A 17,981-nucleotide genomic window follows, 5' to 3' on the forward strand; every position below is an offset into this window, starting at 1 on the left:
ATCACAACACCGCGAACCAGACTGCCACACAAGCAACCAGCGAAACCCACCCACAACAACCACCAACCACACAGTCAGCAGCCACCAAAGGCAAGCATCGGCCCTATAAAATTATCATCCATCCCCGCCAGACAAACAAAGCAGAACAACCACCAGAAACAACATCCTGTGAAGTTATTTTCTCTGTCAGCCCCTCGCGGCGACTTGGATAAGCTTAAGCGATAACAAAAGTTTACGCAAATCGATTGTTCAACGGTTTCGTTGATGCAGGTCAAGCCATGTTTTTTCTTAACATGTCGCATAGACTTAACCGCGTTATAACCCGCTTATAACCGCGTCTATGTCAGGTGTTTAAGTCTTAATTCCCGCTAAACCTTTGTGCGCCCGCTTCCTTTCCGCCAAGCCCCGCATCCCGCGCCTCAACACCAGAATTTCCCAGTCTCTTACTGCCTTTCTCCTTGAATCTCCCTGTTAACGGTCCGGTTTAATCGACTCATTGCCCGTATTCAGGCAAACTAGATAGAGAAACTTATTTAGATCTATTAGAGAAACGGACTTAGGAGACATGCTTGAACGCACAGTTGTGTACGTCGATACCTCTTATTTGCTTGCGAGCTTTTATAACTCGTGGGAGATCGGCGCCCGCGCTCAATTAGAAATCGATTTACCTGAGGTCGTCGCCATCCTTGATGGCATGATCTCGAACCAACTAGGCCAACGCGTGCACCGGCAGAACTGGTACGACGGGATCCCCGATACCGGGCCACACCGCTACCAACGCGCCTTACGGACGTGCGAGGGGGTGCAACTTCGCACCGGCCAATTAATCGAATGGGGAGAACGGCGCACACAAAAAGCCGTCGACACGCGGCTTGTTGCAGACATGGTGACCACCGCTTGCAAACAACAATTCACCGATATGGTGCTGGTTTCTGGCGACGCAGACATGATTCCGGGCGTACAGGAAGCAACCAACGCCGGAATTCGCGTGCACCTCTACGGGTTTGGTTGGGATTCTATGTCGGCTGCGCTGCGTCACGCCTGCGACACGACCACGATCCTGGATCCCCGGGAGGATTTCACCGGTGCCATGGAACTACAGGTTTTGGAAGGCCCCCTGCCGCCTACCGTGCGAGAAACCCAGTGCGCTTCCCCAGAAGCAGACGATGCCAAGTCAGAAGCTGGAGCCGATGTGCAGGCAGGTTCTGCACAGCCTGAGGTTGACGACAACGACCCAACAACATCTGCATCAACCACAGGTGAATCAATTACGCCGGAAACTGCGGTCGCTGGCACCACTGCCAAAGCTTCCGAACCAGGAACTTCAGCTACCGCGACCGACCGCTCTGCATCGATTGCTCCGGGTGTTCCGGCTTCCTCTTCTGCCCCGGCGTCGACCGGATCGCCGAAGTTGCCGGACAACAAACACTCGGCGTCGGCAAGCGGCGCAAAACCGGGCGAAAACCTACGGAAACCAGACAGCGACGAATTCGCAGAGACCGTTGCGCCTGCTCCGAAACCAAGCGAGGTGTCCACGGCAAAGGATGCGCCCGTAGCGTCTGACGACGTAGCGCCGACTCCACCCACTACTCCCGGCGGCGACAATTCTGCACCAAAAATCAGCCCGGCAGCGCCTACTACCCAGCCCGAAACCGCGCCAGGCGAACAACTTGACGACGACAACGATCCGTCTGAAGTCGAGGCCGAATTGCATGCACAAAGCCGCGCAACCCCGGGTACGCACCAGGCTGAATCCCGTGCCTACGCTAAAAACAACGAAGGCACCCAGCCCGCAGCACCCGCATCCTCCCCGAAACCAGCCACGCCGCGGCCATCCCCATCCATGATGGCGCCGCGTCGCAAACTTCGTTCCCGCTACGTTCCATTGCCGGAGGAAGTCTGGACCTCGGCAGGATTCCAAACCCCTTACGACGTCGGCCAGCAGTACGCTCGTTGGTGGTACGACAACGCAGCATCGACTGAGCAACGCGATCAGGCGCACTTGCTTTCCGGTGGCGGATTACCCCCAGAGGTAGACCGGCCACTTCTGCAGTTCGCGTGCGAAACGCTCCACGAATACACCTTGAGCGAATCCCAACGCGTGAAACTGCGTGACGGGTTCCACTCCGGAATCCGCGGCGTCTTGCTCAACGCTGCGCGCGATAACTAACGGGTTCGCAGACAACCGGATAACCAGTAGATAGCCGCCAAACACAAAGCGCGGGCCACCTCAACGTGGTCCGCGCTTTTCGTTGTACAAAAGCCGGTCTCGACGGCTTATCGCCGTCGGCTACTGCGTACAAGAACCGGCATACTATTGCCAATCAGGGCCTGGAGCCTACCGTCTGCTGTCTGCTTACTGCTTTCCGTCGCCGTTGTCAGCAGAGTCAATAGCTTTGTTGTGCGATCCCGCACCAGTACCCATCGAGGCGCGAATCTCGTCTAATTTCGCACTGGCCTTGATATCACGGGTTGAAGTCCCAGCAGAGATCTCCGCCATGGCATCGTTCGCAGAACTACGGGAAAGTTCTTGTGCTCCCAGAGCATTCGCATAACGACGCTCGATCTTATCGCGAACCCCATCCAACGTTGGGGTGGAATCATTACTGCCAATCTGTGCATTCATCGAGTCCATCGCCTCGCTGGTCTTTTCCTGCATCTTGGTCTGATCGACCTGCTGCTCCAGGCGACGAACTTCATTGAGCTGTTCTTCTAACCGCGCCTCAGATTTCTGCAGCTCCGCTTTCGCCTGCTCCGAAGAACGTTTCGCGGAACTATACATTTCCTTGGTCTGTTCCAGCTCTTTTTCCACGCCGACTAACTGGGAAGCAATCAGCTCTGCGGTCTCGTTGAATCGCTGGGCCTTCGCCGCGTCTCCGTCGCGCTCAGCCTTATCTGCCGCCTGCAAAGCTTCCCGGGCTTGTGACTGATATTCCTCTTGACTCCGCAACAAGCGGTTCAGCTGCATTTCCAGCTGTTTCTGGTTACCAATCACCTTGGATGCTTGCTCAGAAATTTCCCGGTGCTGCTGTTTCGCAGCATCGGCTGCTTGCTTGATCTGTACCTTCGGGTCTGCGTGCTCGTCGATCTTGTTGTCGAACGACGCCATGAGGTATTTCCAGCCCTTGCTAATCGGGTTAGCCATGTTCGCTTCACTCCTTGGTTGCAACAGCCTGCTGTGCAATAGCATTCGCTGCCTAGCTCAATTGCATTCTTGCAGCCCATAATACGGAATCTATGTGCATGGTTCCGGAATGCGCAGACAGACAAAACCGGCCCGCCGATCCAGATTGTGTGGATCGGCGGGCCGGTAACCGCAAAATTATGCGTTCTACCGCTGCATCAGCAACACTGGCCAGCGACTAGCGGCTCGGCAGCCTGACAGCAACGGCAGGATTTACGCACCAACGATTTCGCGCATCAGGTTAGCTGCTTCGGTTGGGGTCTTACCGACCTTGACACCAGCAGCCTCCAGGGCCTGCTTCTTGGCTTCTGCGGTTCCGGAAGAACCGGAAACGATAGCACCCGCATGCCCCATGGTCTTACCTTCTGGAGCAGTGAAGCCTGCGATATAACCAACCACCGGCTTGGTGACGTGCTCCTTAATGTATTCCGCTGCGAATTCTTCAGCGTCGCCGCCGATCTCACCGATCATGATGATGGCTTCGGTATCAGGATCGTTTTCGAATGCCTCGATCGCGTTGACGTGAGTAGTGCCGATGACTGGGTCGCCACCGATACCAACGCACGAAGTGAATCCGATGTCGCGCAGCTCGTGCATCATTTGGTAGGTCAAAGTACCGGACTTGGAAACCAAGCCGATCTTTCCTGGGTTTGGAGCAGTCTCTGCTGGGATGATGCCGGCATTGGACTTGCCCGGAGAAATCAGACCTGGGCAGTTTGGTCCAACGATGCGGGTCTTGCCGCTCTTTTGTGCAGCAGCGTGGAATTCCGCGGTGTCCTTTACTGGTACACCTTCGGTGATCACGACGACGAGTGGCATCTCGGCATCAATGGCTTCTTCCGCAGCAGCCTTGGTGAACTTCGCTGGCACGAAGATGACAGAAACGTTGGCTCCGGTCTCGTTCTTTGCATCTTCCACGGAGCCGAACACTGGAACGGTCTTACCGCCCTCGAATTCGACCTGCTCGCCGGCTTTCTTTGGGTTGACACCACCAACGATATTGGAACCCGAGTTGAGCATGCGCTGGGTGTGCTTCATGCCCTCAGAGCCGGTCATGCCCTGAACGATGATCTTCGAATCTGAGTCGAGAAAAATAGACACTGTTTTTATGCCCCTTCCTTAAGCCTGGTCAGCCAGTTCGGCTGCGCGGCGTGCTGCTTCGTCCATGGTGCTTGCCTGCTCAACGTGTGCCAGGTCGGCTTCACTGAGGATCTTACGTCCCAGCTCTGCATTGTTGCCGTCCAAGCGGACGACCATTGGCTTAGCCTGAATGCCCTGATCAGCCAAAATCTTGTTGGCCTGGACGATACCGTTTGCTACCTCATCACACGCAGTAATACCGCCGAAGACGTTGACGAAAACGGACTTGACTTGCTCGTCGCTGAAGATAACCTCCAGTCCGTTAGCCATGACCTTCGCATTAGCGCCGCCGCCGATGTCCAGGAAGTTTGCTGGCTTTGGCTTCGAGCCAAATTCTTCACCTGCGTAGGCAGTAACGTCCAGCGTGGACATAACCAGACCAGCACCGTTACCGATCACGCCGACGCTGCCGTCGAGCTTGACGTAGTTCAGATCCAGCTCCTTGGCACGACGCTCCAGCGGGTCAGCTGCTTCGACGTCTTCCAGGTTGGCATGATCGCCGTGACGGAACAGCGCGTTGTCATCCAACGAGACCTTGCCGTCGAGAGCAATGATGCGACCGTCGTCGGTCTTGACCAGCGGGTTAACCTCAACCAACTGAGCGTCTTCCTGCTCATAAACTTCGTAAAGCTTACGGAAAACCGGAACCAGCTGCTCAGTTTCCTCGTCGCTAAAACCGGCTTCCTTGGCGATATCACGAGCGATATCGTTGGTCAGACCAGACAGTGGCGAGAAGTTCTTGCGCACCAGCTTTTCTGGCTGCTCTGCGGCGAGCGTTTCAATCTCCACGCCGCCTTCTTTGGAGCACATGGCCAGGTAGCGACGCTTGGTGCGGTCCAGCAGGATCGAGAAGTAGTACTCTTCTGCGATATCTGCACCCTCGGCAACCATGATGGTCTTAACGGTGTGGCCCTTAATGTCCAAACCGAGGATTTCCTCAGCCTTTTCAGCAACCTCAGCTGGGCTCTTGGCCAGCTTAACGCCACCGGCTTTACCACGGCCGCCGGTTTTCACCTGTGCTTTAACCACGAAAAGATCCGAGTTGATCTTCTCGGCTGCCTGCTTTGCCTGCTCTGGATTCGTTGCGACAATGCCCTGCAGCACAGGGACATCGTGTGCGCTGAACAAGTCACGAGCTTGGTACTCGTATAGATCCACGTTTGCTCCATTCCGAAATCGAATTTCGTCTATCGCCGTACCCCAAAAATAATACGGAATTCTGAGCGGCTTTTCAGTGACCTATCGCATAGTAGGCAGGCGCGGACGTCGCTGTGCCGTCGCGGGTTGGCGTGTTATCGGGATTTGCGGGCCTGCCGTCTCAGAAAGATATCGCTGAATCCGCTGCAAAACCCTAGGAATAGCCAAAACCGGCGAAATAAATGGAACGTTGCATTGGCTTCGTTCTACCTATTCCACCGGTCAAAATCCGGGCAAGAATCACACAGGAAACCCGTCGTGATCTAGAGCCGAAATCTAGGAATTGTCCTGCTGCGCGTTCTGCTCTGCAAGCTGCTTGCGCACATCATCCATGTCAAGCCCCTTCACCTGCTGGATAACATCTTCCAGCGCTGCAGGTGGCAAAGCACCGGCCTCACGGAAGACCATGATCGAATCACGGAAGATCATCAGAGTAGGGATCGACTGAATCTGCAAAGCCGCAGCAATGCCCTGGTTGTTATCAACGTCCAGCTTGGCATGTACGACGTCGTCATGCTTTTCCGACGACTTTTCGAAAGTAGGCGCAAACTGGCGGCAAGGACCGCACCAGTCAGCCCAAGAATCAACGATAACGATGTCGTTATCCGCAACAGTGCTTTCGAAGGTGTCTTCAGTAATGTCTACGGTTGCCATGGTGGCATTCTCCTCTAATTGATCGCATAGGGTCTACTTGCTTTTATCGACAGATCCCCACGGTACGCGCTCATGCTCGCCTGTGCGTCGGCTGGCTGCCGAGACGGCGTAGCGATGCGCACCGAAAGTACGTCGTACATATGACACAACAACTAACTTGCCGACGCTATTCCATCGGCTGTTGCACCGCCTAGATGTTCTGTACGTAGTTGTCGAAACGCGAAAAGCGCAACCGGTGCGCCACGGTCACGGTATCGATCGGCCCGCCACGGTGTTTCGCAAGAATAATATCGGCCTCACCCGCACGCGAATCATCGCGGTCTTGCGAATCCGGACGGTACAACAGCATGACCATATCCGCGTCCTGCTCCAACGAACCCGACTCACGCAGGTCCGCCAGCTGCGGCCGCTTATCCGTACGAGCTTCCGGGCCACGGTTCAACTGCGAAATAGCCACCACGGGCACCTCTAGTTCTTTCGCCAACAGCTTCAGCTGCCGCGAAAACTCCGAAACTTCCTGCTGACGCGACTCAACACGTTTACCGGAGCTCATCAACTGCAAATAGTCCAACACCAGCAAATCCAAACCATGCTGCTGCTTCAACTTGCGGGCTTTCGACCGGATCTCCATCATCGTCAAGTTTGGCGAGTCATCGATGAAGATCGGCGCATTTTGCACCGTGTTGAGCTTGTCAGTGAGTTTTTCCCACGCCCGCTCATCCATCTTTCCGGCACGCATATCCGTCAGCTGAATCTCTGCCTCAGCGGAAAGCAAACGCATCACGATCTCCGAGGCGGACATCTCGAGTGAGAAAATCACCGACGTCTTGCCGTTGTCGATCGAGCACGAGCGCATGAAATCCATCGCAAGTGTCGACTTACCGACACCTGGACGCGCCGCGACAATAATCATCTGGCCTGCATGCAAACCATTGGTGATCTTGTCCAGGTCGATAAATCCCGTCGGCACTCCGGATTCCAAACCACCCACGCGCTCCAATGCCGCCAGCTCGTCGACCGTGGGTTTAATCAGGTCACTCAACGCCTGATAATCCTCTGTTTTGCGCTTTTGCGCGACCGCAAATACCTCCTGCTGGGCGCGGTCGATCACCGAAGCGACCTCCGCGTCTTCCGTTCCGGAATAGCCCAACTGCACCACCCGGGTGCCGGCGTCGACAAGCTTGCGCAATACGGCCTTCTCCGCGACAATTTCCGCATAATACAGCGCATTCGCGGCCGTGGGAACCGTCGAAATCAGGGTGTGCAAATACACCGGACCACCGGCCCGCTCCTGATTGTTGAACCTGTTGAGCCGATCGGAAACGATCACCGGGTCAATATTTTCGCCATTGGCATACAGATCCAGCATTGCCTCATAAATCAGGCTGTGCGCAGGATAATAGAAATCCTCGGGATCTAATTCTTCGATGACTTCCATCACGGTGTTCGGGCTCATCAACATCGCTCCCAGCACACCTTGCTCTGCGTCGCGGTCATGCGGCGGCTGGCGCAATTCCGCGTACTCGTCGGCCTGCTCCTGCTGGAATTTACCGCGCCTGCCCCTGTTCCGGGAGCGGAACTGCGCGTCATTACCGGAGAATGTATTCGAGGAAAAATTACTATCCGAGACACTGAAGCCCGCATCGTGCGGATCAGGAACCGCGAAATTATCGAAGCTGGGCTCCTCCGGGGGTGGTTCCGGAAGCTGATAATCGTCATCGAAGTTCGCGTTGGCTTCCGGGCTCATGGGTTCTCCTTAGCGTGGCGGGTTATTCTGTGGAGTTTATTTTAACGACACGACCCTTGCGGTAAATTTCGGTGGTTTTCGTGCCTGGTGATGGCGGTCCGGTCTGGCTTGTGGTTGCAGGCTGGTGTGTTCGATCGCGGTGGGTGGTGTTTGCGGTCGGGTGAGTCTTTTCGTTGCAGGCGGAGACGCTTGCCGACGAGGCCGTCACCCCGGCCACGGCCACAACCAAAAGTTATCCACAGGTTTATTCACAGGCATGGTGGAGAATCCGTGGAGATTGCCACCGTGAGCGACTGCGACCTGCTGGTTTTCCGCAGCTTGTGGAATTCTTGTGGATAACCGTGTGTGCATATTTGCCATTCGCCATAAAACCCCAGCTAGACGGCATTACAAAGAATTAAACAGCTTGTGCACAAACTCTGAATATTCGCTGTACCAGCAGAAAGTTCTCTGCCCACAATGTTGGATTTTACGCAAATCGCACACCATCAGCACCATCGGGCGGGGAAACTTCTTCACAAATCCCACAAGTTATCCACAAGTGCGCTCGGCGCTGTGGGCAACTGTGCGGCGGGGGTGCGCAACCCTGGCGCGAACGTGTGCAACTGTCGGGCGGGCGTGCGCAACCCTGGCGCGAACGTGTGCAACTGCGGCGCGTCCTTGGTGCATTTTTACAAATAGGCACCGATTTAGGCCTTGTTTTGAGCCACTATTTGTAAAAATGCACCACCTTGGCCCGCCGCGCCCCATCGACCCGCGATGAACTCAAGCGGCGATGACCATGCAGGCATAGCTACGACAAAACTCCCCACCCAGGTGGTCCCCTCACAGACCACCCGAACGGGGAGTAATGCAAATGCTGTTGTCGTTAACTTAAAGAGCTTCTCTAGGACTCTCTAGGAAGCAGAGACGACAGAGAAGTTGATCTTGCCCTTGATATCGGAGTGCAATTCAACCTCAGCCTGGTAGTTACCAGTCTTTTTCACCAGAGCCTTTGGCAGGTCAATGATGCGCTTGTCCAGCTTCGGACCGCCGGCCTTAGCAACGGCCTGGGCGACGTCTTCTGCGGTAACCGAACCGAAGAGCTTACCCTTCGAGGAGGTTTTAACCTTGACGACGACGTCGTTCAGGGACAGCTTGTCCAGAGCTTCGCGGACCTCAACAGCGTGATCCAGGTCGCGGATCTCGCGCTGTTGCTGCGCACGGCGAATGCCTTCGATGTTCTTCTCTGCTCCGGCGGTGGCTGGGATAGCCAGGCCACGCGGCAGCAAGTAATTGCGTCCGTAGCCGTTTTTGACCTCTACGACTTCGCCTGCGGCGCCGAGGTTCTCAACGGCAGCGGTGAGGATCAGTTTCATGATCCCTGCCTTTCGTTGTTTGTGTGCTTTGGCCCCGCCAGTGATATGGGTGATTTGGCGCGGTGCAGCAGTTTTGCGGTGAATAAACGAGCTAAATCTTAGAACGGAGGTTCGCTGTCTCCGCCGAATCCACCAGCAGGTGGGGCAGAATTCCACGGGTCGTTATCCGGGCCGTTGTTGTTCGACTGGTTGGATTGGTTTCCACCAAATCCGCCCTGAGAACCGCCAGCAGGAGCACCGCCGCCGAAACCGCCCTGGTTGGACTGGTTGTTTCCGCCACCGCCGAAGTTACCGGACCCGCCCTCACGCGAGTTGCGGTTCACTTGTGCGGAAGCGTATTTCAGCGATGGGCCTACTTCATCCACTTCGATTTCAAAGACAGTGCGGCTTTCGCCTTCTTTGGTTTGGAAGGAACGCTGGCGCAACCGGCCGGTCACGATCAACCGCATGCCCTTGGACACTGATTCTGCAACGTTTTCGGCCATATTGCGCCATGCGTTGCAGGTCAAAAACAGGGCCTCACCGTCTTCCCACTGCTGCGTTTGCGCGTTGTAGCGCCGCGGCGTGGAAGCGATGCGGAAGTTAGCCACCGCTGCACCCGAGGGGGTGAAGCGCAATTCCGGGTCCGCAACCGCGTTGCCGACCACCGTGATGTTGGTATCTCCCTGTGCCATGTTTTCTCCTCAGTGCTTTCCGGGATGCAGGTTCGTGGTCTACGACCTCCAGTATCCGGATTTAGCTGTCGGTACGCAGAACCTTGGTACGCAGTACGGTATCGGAAAGGTTCAAACGCCGATCAAGCTCTTTAACCGAATCCGGTTCGCATTCCAGGTTGATGACGGCGTAGATGCCTTCGGAACTCTTCTTTATTGGGTAAGCCAAGCTGCGCTTGCCCACCACATCAACGTTTTCCACCTTGCCGTTATCCTTGCGGACAGTTTCCAGGAACTTATCCAGGGATGGGGCAACGGTGCGTTCATCCTGCTTAGCATCCAGAATGATCATTACTTCGTAGCGACGCACGGACCTCATCACCTCCTATGGTCTTGTTGTTTCGGCCATATCACCTTCGCGGATATGGCAGGAGGGTTCGTTGCGTCAAGCAACCATCAAAGACTAGCGCACCCAGGGTCTTTCCGCAATCACCCACGCCTGCGCCGTGGCGGATACCGCGCATCCATATCGGGGTACGCGGTGCGCCGGGGTGCCAAGGCTTCGGTCGCCAACAAGCGAAGCAAGCGAAGCTACCCGGCGTTGGTGGTGGCGAAAAATATTGCCAGCACTGTGGGGATGACGGTCAAAAACAGCAGCGCGACTAACCCGAGCACCACAGCGGGCCGCCGCGTAGGTTTGCGATGGATTGCCCAATACGCAGCACCTATGCAGGACAGCCCAATGATGATAGAGATAACTCCGAGGATCACGATGACGTTCATGCAGTCTCCTTAGCTGGGTGTCCTTGCCTGGTTTCAGGGGTTTGTTGTCCGCCGACGTGTTCTGCGGCTTTCTCGGGTGTCACTTGCAACGGTCCCGCCAGTGGGTCATATCCATTATGTGCGCGGTACACGGGATCTGCTTGGTTCCGGTCTCCCGATATCTGTTGCCCCGGTAGATTTTTTCCGAGCATTTGCCGCACCACGCACACCACCAGCACGACGATCAGTCCGGTGCGGGTGAGCACAACGACATCCAAAAATTCTGCAGGCAGGCCATTGTTGTCCGCGCCGTGCATATGCCACATCAATACCGGCCAGACCAGCATGTCGACGGCCATCCAGGTCAACAACAGCCGCCACCGTGGAAACGCAAGTACTGCCGGAATAACCAACCACAGCGAATATTGCGGCGACCAGACCTTATTAAACAGCAAAAACGCGGCAATAATCAGGAAAACTAGTTCCGCCATTCGTGGTTGCCGCTTGACGACGAGTCCGAGGATCGCAATCGCGACGCAACTGGCGATAAACAGTGCCAGGCTCACCGTGTTCAGAATCTGCGGTACCTCTGCACCGTCCGGGTCGAAGCCGTCGAAAAGCGTCAATCGTGCGGCCACTGCATAAATGGTGGTCCATTCCCAGCTACGGGTGCTGTTTAAACGATTGAACTCGTTCCAGGCCTCGGGGTATGCCAGCATCACTGGCAGGTTGACCACCAGCCACGTCACCGCGGTGGTTATTGCCACGATGATGAGCGCGCGGAATCTACGCAGCCGCAGTGCTAAGACGATGATCGCGCCCAGCAAAAATAGCGGCCAGAGTTTCGTCGCCGTGCCTAAGCCAATGGCGACGCCTGCCCACGCGGTGCGTCCGCGAGCAAACAGCAGCAACCCGGCGACCGCGAAAAAGATCGCCAGAATATCCCAGTTGGTAAACGCGTGCACCAGCACCAACGGGCTGGCTGCAACCAGCATGATGTCCCAGATTCGTCGTCCAGCAAGGGCGCACGCCATGCGCACGGTTGCCACCCAGAACAGGGAAAGCACCAGGACAGTCAGTATGAAATACCAGCCAGCCATCGGCACCGGTACCAGATATTTGCTCACAGCTTCCACCGGCGGATAGCTGACCCGGGCTAACCATCCCATGATTCCTTGGAAATAACCGGTGAGCACGGGATATTCCAGGTAGCGCGTGACGTCGTCTTCCTGCCAGGAGTAGGCATAGGGAAATCCCCCGGTATCCAGCCCTCGCCCGGCAAACAATGGAATTATGTCGTTGTAGCAAGCAGAAACATATGCCCGGTTACCGGACCAGTCCAGGTCGATTGCTCCGGTATCGGGGTTGATGCTGCCCCTGGTGCAGTGTGCTTTGGTGAGAAATCCACCGGCCAGGAACAGCATCGCCACCGAGACGATCACCTGCACGGGGTGGAACCAGCGCGACTCAGCCAGCCTGCCGTGCTTGTCGACGGGACCGCCGAGGAAATCGATGAATTTCCGGGCCGCCGGTTCGGTCTCAGCAGGCGCGACCCAGCCAGCCCGGTTGGTCATTACAGCAGGTTCTCCAGTTCGTTGATGGCATCTTCGATAACCTCACCAGGCGCCGGTGCCGCAGGTGGGGCCTGTCCGCCACCTTGTTGTCCTCCCTGGCCGCCCTGCTGACCGCCTGGTTGTCCTCCCTGGCCACCTTGGCCACCCTGACCACCTGGGCGTCCGCCCTGCGCTGGTGCTTCGTCGCCCTCGTTTGGCTCGCCGTCGTCCTCGTCTTCCGGCGCTTCTGGGCTCTCAGATGAGGTTGCAGCACCGCTTTGCGAACCGCCACCGGAACGTCCCGAACCGCTGGATGCCGGTGGCACGTAGCTTTCGATCAGGTTGGAGCCGCTGCCGCCGTAGGTGCGCCAGCGCACCGGAGCTGCACTCTCGAAGGACGTCTGCTCGCGGCCTTCCAGCGCGCGGTCCAGGGAATCCTTCCAGATCGATCCCGGGGTGTTTGCGCCGTACATGTTGCCGCCGTATTGGTTGAAGATCGCGGAGGTGTTATCAGCGGTACCGACCCACACTGCGGTGGACAGTTCTGGGGTGCCACCGACCATCCAAGCATCCTTGTTCAATCCGGTATCACCCAACTGCGCGGTGCCGGTCTTGCTTGCCGACGGGCGTCCCCCGGCCAGTACCTGCCCAGCGTGGGCTGCCACTGGCTGCATGGCCTGGATGACGTTGTCGGCCACCGTTTCGGAAACGCGTCGTTCCGGCTTGTGGTCGTTGTGTTCGTACAGCACCTCGCCGCGGGAGGTTTCTACGCGGGAGACGAAGTGCGGTTGGTTGTAAACACCGTGGTTGGTCAGGGTGGCCATCACGGTTGCCATATCGATCACGCGCGATTGGTACTGGCCCAGCACGATGCCTTCATAAGGTTGTTCGCCGTGTTCGGTCAGGGTTTCTTCCACCCCTGGGAATGACTTGGCGACGCCGAGCGCATGCCCCATATCGGCGGTGTCTTGTGTGCCGTTGACCAAATCGTCCTGCAGCCGGATGAACGAGGTGTTGTAGGAGTATTCCAATGCAGTGGCGATCGAACACACGCCACAGCCGTTGCCGTCCCAGTTGGTGACTTCAATGCCACCCGGCAGCGTTACTGGTGTCGATGCGTAGTTCGCGCCCAGCGGGATGCCCTGTTGCAAGGCGGCGGCCAGTCCGACGATCTTGAAGGTCGATCCGGTTTGCAGCCCGGCGGAAGCGTAATCCCAGCCGGAGGCCTCGTCGCCACCGTAGTAACCGCGCACGGCACCCGTGCTCGGCTCGATGGTGGCTACGGCAGAGCGCGCGTCTTCCTGCAGCCCGGCCATGTTTTCTTCTACGGATTGCAGCACGGAATCCTGCACGTGCTGGTCAATAGTGGTGGTGATCTGTAGGCCGCGGTTGGTCACATCATCTTCGGTGATACCTAAGGTTTCGAGCTCTTCGATGACCTTGTTTTTAATGTGCCCGTTCGGCCCGGTCGCCTCGGTGTATGCGGAGTATTCCGCCGGGTCGCGGGTTTCTGGGTAGACCATTCCGGCGCGTTGTTCGCCGGGCAGCAATTGCATTTCCACCATTCCGTCCAGCACGTAATTCCAGCGACCTTCGGCTTGCTCTAGGTTATTCCACGGATCAAGCTGGTTTGGCACCTGGATGGTCGCGGCCAGCACGGCTGCTTCTTCAATGGTCAGCTCGGTGGCCGGTTTGTTGAAGTACGCAGTCGAGGCAGCCTCAATGCCATAGGCGTTGCGCCCGAAGTACACGGTGTTGAGGTAGGACTCCAGGATCTGCGCCTTGTCCCACTCGTTGGTCATTTTGATGGAGTGGACAAGCTCATTCCATTTGCGGGCATAGGAGTGGTCGTCACCCACGATGACATTTTTCACGTACTGCTGGGTGATCGTAGAACCACCGCCGGCGCTGGCGTTTCCGGTGATTTGCCCCCAGGCGGCACGCAGAAATCCGGACAAGGAGAATCCGCTGTTGTCCCAGAAATCGCGGTCCTCGGCAGCTAGTACTGCATTAGAGACGTAGTCCGGGAGATCATCTAACGAGACGAAGGTGCGGTTGCCTTCCGGTGGCACCAGCCGTGCCAGTTCTGTACTGCCGTCGGCGGCATAAATATGGGACACCTGTGCGGTGGTGACTTCCCCGGGTTCTGGGGTATCTGCGCGCACATAGGCGACCGCAAAAATCATGCCGGGGATCGCCAAAATGGCCACGAAGATGATCGCGAGCGTGATCCATATCTTCTGGCGCCGTGTGCGCGGCTGCCGGGCATCATCGGTGCGGGAATCGTCGGTGTCAGTCTGGGAGTTCTCAGTCACCGTCAAACCTCTGTCATTGCCTTGTAGAAATATCTCCTCAAAGAATACGGGGTGTGTCCAATTCGGGGAAACCACTGCGAGCCCCTCGTAGTCGATCTTGATCGATTCACCTGGTTCTTCTTAATCGATACACCATCCATCGGGTGCAGTTTCTGCGTCCTGCCGGATTTATCCTGGGCTGGCTAACGAAAGGAGCACACCATAATGTCTAAAGTTCGTGTGGCCATCGCCGGTGTCGGTAACTGCGCTACTTCCCTGGTGCAAGGCGTGGAGTTTTACCGCGATGCCGCCGTCGACGAGAAAATCCCTGGCCTCATGCACACCCAGTTGGGTGATTATCACGTCGGCGATGTGGAGTTCGTCGCGGCGTTTGATGTGGATGCTGCGAAGGTCGGCACTGATCTTGCCGACGCCCTCGACGCTTCGCTGAACTGCACGATCCGCATCGCTGATGTCCCGCACACCGGGGTGACCGTGCAGCGCGGGCCGACGTTGGATGGTTTGGGCATGCATTATCTTGCCTCTATCGAGGAATCCGCGGAAGAGCCGGTTGACGTCGCCCAAGCGCTGCGCGATGCCGAGGTCGATGTGTTGGTGTCTTATCTGCCGGTTGGCTCGGAAGAAGCCGATAAGTTTTACGCGCAGGCTGCTATTGATGCTGGCTGCGCTTTTGTGAACGCGCTACCGGTGTTTATCGCATCCGATCCTGAGTGGGCGCAGAAATTCGTCGATGCCGGGCTGCCGATCGTCGGCGACGATATTAAGTCGCAGGTGGGAGCCACGATCACCCACCGTGTGATGGCGAAGCTCTTTGAGGACCGCGGCGTGCGTTTGGACCGCACTATGCAGTTGAACGTCGGCGGAAACATGGATTTCAAAAACATGCTGGACCGCGACCGCTTGGAATCGAAGAAGTTGTCCAAGACGCAGGCGGTGACCTCAAATCTGCACAATGGCCCGTTGGCGGGTCTGAAATCCGGCCGCGACGTGCACATCGGCCCATCGGATTATGTCGAATGGCTCGATGACCGCAAGTGGGCGTATGTTCGTTTGGAAGGTTCTGCGTTTGGCGAGGTTCCGTTGAATCTGGAATACAAGCTTGAGGTCTGGGATTCACCCAATTCTGCGGGTATTATCATCGACGCCGTCCGTGTGGCCAAAATCGCTTTGGATAGGAAAGTAGCTGGCCCGGTGGATTCCGCGTCGTCCTATCTCATGAAATCACCACCGATTCAGCTTTCCGACGACGAAGCTTCGGCCAAGCTAGAAGCATTCATTGCAAAAGGTGACTAAGCTATCAGTTATGAGCAAAACAGCGGAAGAAGTGGCAGCGAAACTCCAGGAACCAATGACTCGTTTGCGAGTACTATACGATCGCATCGCTAGTCACTATTCGTTGACCCCCGCGCAGATGACCATCATGGAGTTTCTGTACAAAAATGGCGCTAGCCGTATTAGTGCAGTCTCTGAAGCCGAAGGTATCCGGATGCCCACCGCGTCCAATGCCTTGGTGCAGTTGGAGCGCCGGGAGTTAATTCGTCGTGTACGTGACAGCGTTGATCGTCGTGGAGTGAAAGTCGCCCTAACTAACTTGGGCAAAACTGAATATGAAGAAGCGCGCGAGGCACGTCGGAAGACGTTGGCGCAGCTTCTGGATACTTTGGATGAAGATTCTTTAGCCACCGCGCTTGAGCTTGCCGACGTCATCGTCGAGTTGGCGGAGCGTTATACCCCCGCAAAGCACAACGAACTACACTAAGGTTCATGGCCCCTGATTCTGCCGGCGCTGTCTCGTCGACAAGCACGCGCCAACCCGCACGCATCCTCGTCGCCTGGAATCCCTCTTCTTCTGGGCACGAGGCCATTGCTTATGCCGCCTGGCTCACCCGTGCCATGCCCGTCAGAATCCGGGTCGTATCCATTCTGTTACGCCCGTGGCCAGCGACTTCTTTGGCGAAACTCGGTGGGAAATACAAAAAGTCTTTCAAAAAAGAAGCCAAAGCGTGCAAGGAAGCGGTCGAACAAGTTTTGACTGAGACTGGGGTGGACCAGCAGTACTGGGATGATGACGTCTCGGTGCTTGCCGACGGCTCGTCGCCCGCCCCGATCCTGACCGACGCGGCGAAAGAATTTAACGCTGACCTCGTGATCGTCGGATCGAGCACGTCGACGCCCAAGGGTCGTTTCAATACCTCCTCAACAACATCCGCGCTGCTGCACTCGTCGCCAAGCCCACTGGGCCTGGCACCACGGGCAACGAAGCTGTCGAAAAACGGCATCACCCGCCTGAATTACGCCTTCTTAGAATCCGGCGAAGACACCTCGCAGGCAGGCTTGTTATATGCCGCGAATTTAGCGGACAAGTTGTCGGTTCCCCTGCGCATCATGGCGTTTTCCCCGACCGGGCTGGTGGATATCCCGGTGATGATCAAGAAATCGTTGGTGCAAGACCTTACTGATCAGTGGCACGAAAATGCGCTGGCGATGCTGGATCGGGCGCGCGATCGGATCATGGACTGCTTCCCCGACATCACGGTGGAAACGGGCATCGGTTCCGGCGACGGTTGGAGCGGTGCCATTGATGCCTTGAAGTGGAAGAAAGGCGATCTGTTGTGCCTGGATTCCAGCAACGGCGGCCCTGCCCCGCGGGTGTTTATCGGCTCCCCGACTTCCGAGTTTTTGCAGCATATCCGGGTTCCCACCGTTGTGCTGCCCGTGGATTACCAGCAGCCAGAGTTCACACAACCCGAATCCGGTACACCGCAGCAGCATTAGGCCGGGAGAATCCGGCTGGGCGGAATGTAGCCGGACTAGTGCGGCCGGGCTAGTGTGGCTGGACGCATGTAGTCACAGCCAAAATAGTTCCGGGCCCCTAGACTGGTGACATGTCTGCTACACCGAATTTTTCGCACCCAGAAAACGATCTCTATGATGACGATCCCTCTCGGTTGACGCAGAATCCCCGCAGCCTCGACGAACTCGCTCACAGCCCAGACCCGTATATGCGGGCAGGCAAAGACGAAGAATCCTCCCGGCAGGCCCTGCGTTTTCTCATTTGGGCCATGGCGGGATCGTTCATCGTCGGTCTGGGTTCGCTTGTGATCACCCGGCTGCTGGGCGGCACGTTGTGTGAATCCGGCGAAGCGACGTGGTTATGTACCGAAGCCTCGCACACCTGGTGGCCGATCCTCGCGTGGACGATTCCATTTTTCAGCATGGTGATCTGCGCGATCATCATGGTGCGCAAACTCCGCGCCGGCGTGCGGTGGCGCACCTGGATGGGCGTGTTCTGGGTATTAGTACCCAACGCCATGTTTTGGGGGCTCGGCGCCGTGCAGATACTGGCGCTATAAAAAGCCCCGCTTTAAAACGCCTAAACATAAAAGCGCCCCGATATAAAATATCGAGGCGCCGCAGC

Annotated in this window: 17 protein-coding genes; 6 read left to right on the forward strand and 11 right to left on the reverse strand. The window is 56.8% G+C overall.

Features of this window, described 5'->3' with window-relative positions; all coding sequences use genetic code 11:
- Positions 1-212 (forward strand): hypothetical protein (locus B142_RS13855; RefSeq protein WP_208853757.1); only part of this gene is annotated, 212 nt, incomplete at its 5' end.
- Between the two features lie 353 nt (positions 213-565).
- A complete protein-coding gene (locus B142_RS0105455; protein WP_018120540.1) occupies positions 566-2,170 on the forward strand; it encodes an NYN domain-containing protein in 1,605 nt (534 codons plus the stop codon).
- A gap of 186 nt (positions 2,171-2,356) precedes the next feature.
- On the opposite strand, the gene B142_RS0105460 is transcribed toward B142_RS0105455, so the two are convergent.
- The 11 genes from B142_RS0105460 to B142_RS0105510 all read right to left on the reverse strand — a co-directional run bounded on the left by B142_RS0105460 (position 2,357) and on the right by B142_RS0105510 (position 14,563).
- Positions 2,357-3,145, reverse strand: a complete 789-nt coding sequence (locus tag B142_RS0105460; protein WP_018120541.1) for a PspA/IM30 family protein — start codon at positions 3,143-3,145, stop codon at positions 2,357-2,359.
- A gap of 252 nt (positions 3,146-3,397) precedes the next feature.
- Complete coding sequence (gene sucD, locus B142_RS0105465; RefSeq protein WP_018120542.1) at positions 3,398-4,285, reverse strand: succinate--CoA ligase subunit alpha; 888 nt, start codon at positions 4,283-4,285, stop codon at positions 3,398-3,400.
- Between the two features lie 18 nt (positions 4,286-4,303).
- A complete protein-coding gene (gene sucC, locus B142_RS0105470; protein ID WP_018120543.1) occupies positions 4,304-5,482 on the reverse strand; it encodes an ADP-forming succinate--CoA ligase subunit beta in 1,179 nt (392 codons plus the stop codon).
- 315 nt (positions 5,483-5,797) lie between these two features.
- Positions 5,798-6,175 (reverse strand): thioredoxin, encoded by a 378-nt coding sequence (gene trxA / locus B142_RS0105475; protein ID WP_018120544.1) that lies wholly within the window; start codon positions 6,173-6,175, stop codon positions 5,798-5,800.
- Between the two features lie 190 nt (positions 6,176-6,365).
- A complete protein-coding gene (dnaB, locus tag B142_RS0105480) occupies positions 6,366-7,922 on the reverse strand; it encodes a replicative DNA helicase (RefSeq protein ID WP_018120545.1) in 1,557 nt (518 codons plus the stop codon).
- A gap of 896 nt (positions 7,923-8,818) precedes the next feature.
- Entirely contained in the window at positions 8,819-9,280 is a 462-nt protein-coding gene (gene rplI, locus B142_RS0105485; protein WP_018120546.1) for a 50S ribosomal protein L9, read from the reverse strand.
- Positions 9,281-9,378: 98 nt separating this feature from the next.
- Positions 9,379-9,954: a single-stranded DNA-binding protein gene (locus B142_RS0105490; protein WP_018120547.1), complete on the reverse strand. Its 576-nt coding sequence runs from the start codon at positions 9,952-9,954 to the stop codon at positions 9,379-9,381.
- A 61-nt stretch (positions 9,955-10,015) separates the two neighbouring features.
- A complete protein-coding gene (gene rpsF / locus B142_RS0105495) occupies positions 10,016-10,303 on the reverse strand; it encodes a 30S ribosomal protein S6 (protein ID WP_023018753.1) in 288 nt (95 codons plus the stop codon).
- 221 nt (positions 10,304-10,524) lie between these two features.
- Positions 10,525-10,716: a hypothetical protein gene (locus B142_RS0105500; protein ID WP_018120549.1), complete on the reverse strand. Its 192-nt coding sequence runs from the start codon at positions 10,714-10,716 to the stop codon at positions 10,525-10,527.
- Complete coding sequence (locus B142_RS0105505) at positions 10,713-12,269, reverse strand: glycosyltransferase family 87 protein (protein ID WP_018120550.1); 1,557 nt, start codon at positions 12,267-12,269, stop codon at positions 10,713-10,715. The genes B142_RS0105500 and B142_RS0105505 overlap by 4 nt, the downstream gene beginning before the upstream one ends.
- Positions 12,269-14,563 (reverse strand): transglycosylase domain-containing protein, encoded by a 2,295-nt coding sequence (locus B142_RS0105510; protein ID WP_018120551.1) that lies wholly within the window; start codon positions 14,561-14,563, stop codon positions 12,269-12,271. Before B142_RS0105510 ends, B142_RS0105505 begins: the two co-directional genes overlap by 1 nt.
- 204 nt (positions 14,564-14,767) lie before the next feature.
- Here B142_RS0105510 and B142_RS0105515 point away from each other — a divergent pair, with 204 nt between their 5' ends.
- From B142_RS0105515 to B142_RS0105530, 4 genes are all read left to right on the forward strand, one after another.
- Complete coding sequence (locus B142_RS0105515; RefSeq protein WP_018120552.1) at positions 14,768-15,856, forward strand: inositol-3-phosphate synthase; 1,089 nt, start codon at positions 14,768-14,770, stop codon at positions 15,854-15,856.
- Between the two features lie 10 nt (positions 15,857-15,866).
- Entirely contained in the window at positions 15,867-16,322 is a 456-nt protein-coding gene (locus B142_RS0105520; RefSeq protein ID WP_018120553.1) for a MarR family winged helix-turn-helix transcriptional regulator, read from the forward strand.
- Positions 16,323-16,327: 5 nt separating this feature from the next.
- Positions 16,328-17,338, forward strand: coding sequence for a universal stress protein (locus tag B142_RS0105525; RefSeq protein ID WP_018120554.1), 1,011 nt, complete (start codon positions 16,328-16,330; stop codon positions 17,336-17,338).
- 110 nt (positions 17,339-17,448) lie between these two features.
- Entirely contained in the window at positions 17,449-17,916 is a 468-nt protein-coding gene (locus B142_RS0105530) for a hypothetical protein (protein WP_018120555.1), read from the forward strand.
- The last annotated feature ends 65 nt before the right edge of the window (positions 17,917-17,981 follow it).

It is taken from the genome of Corynebacterium propinquum DSM 44285, from assembly GCF_000375525.1.
GTDB classification, from domain to species: domain Bacteria; phylum Actinomycetota; class Actinomycetes; order Mycobacteriales; family Mycobacteriaceae; genus Corynebacterium; species Corynebacterium propinquum.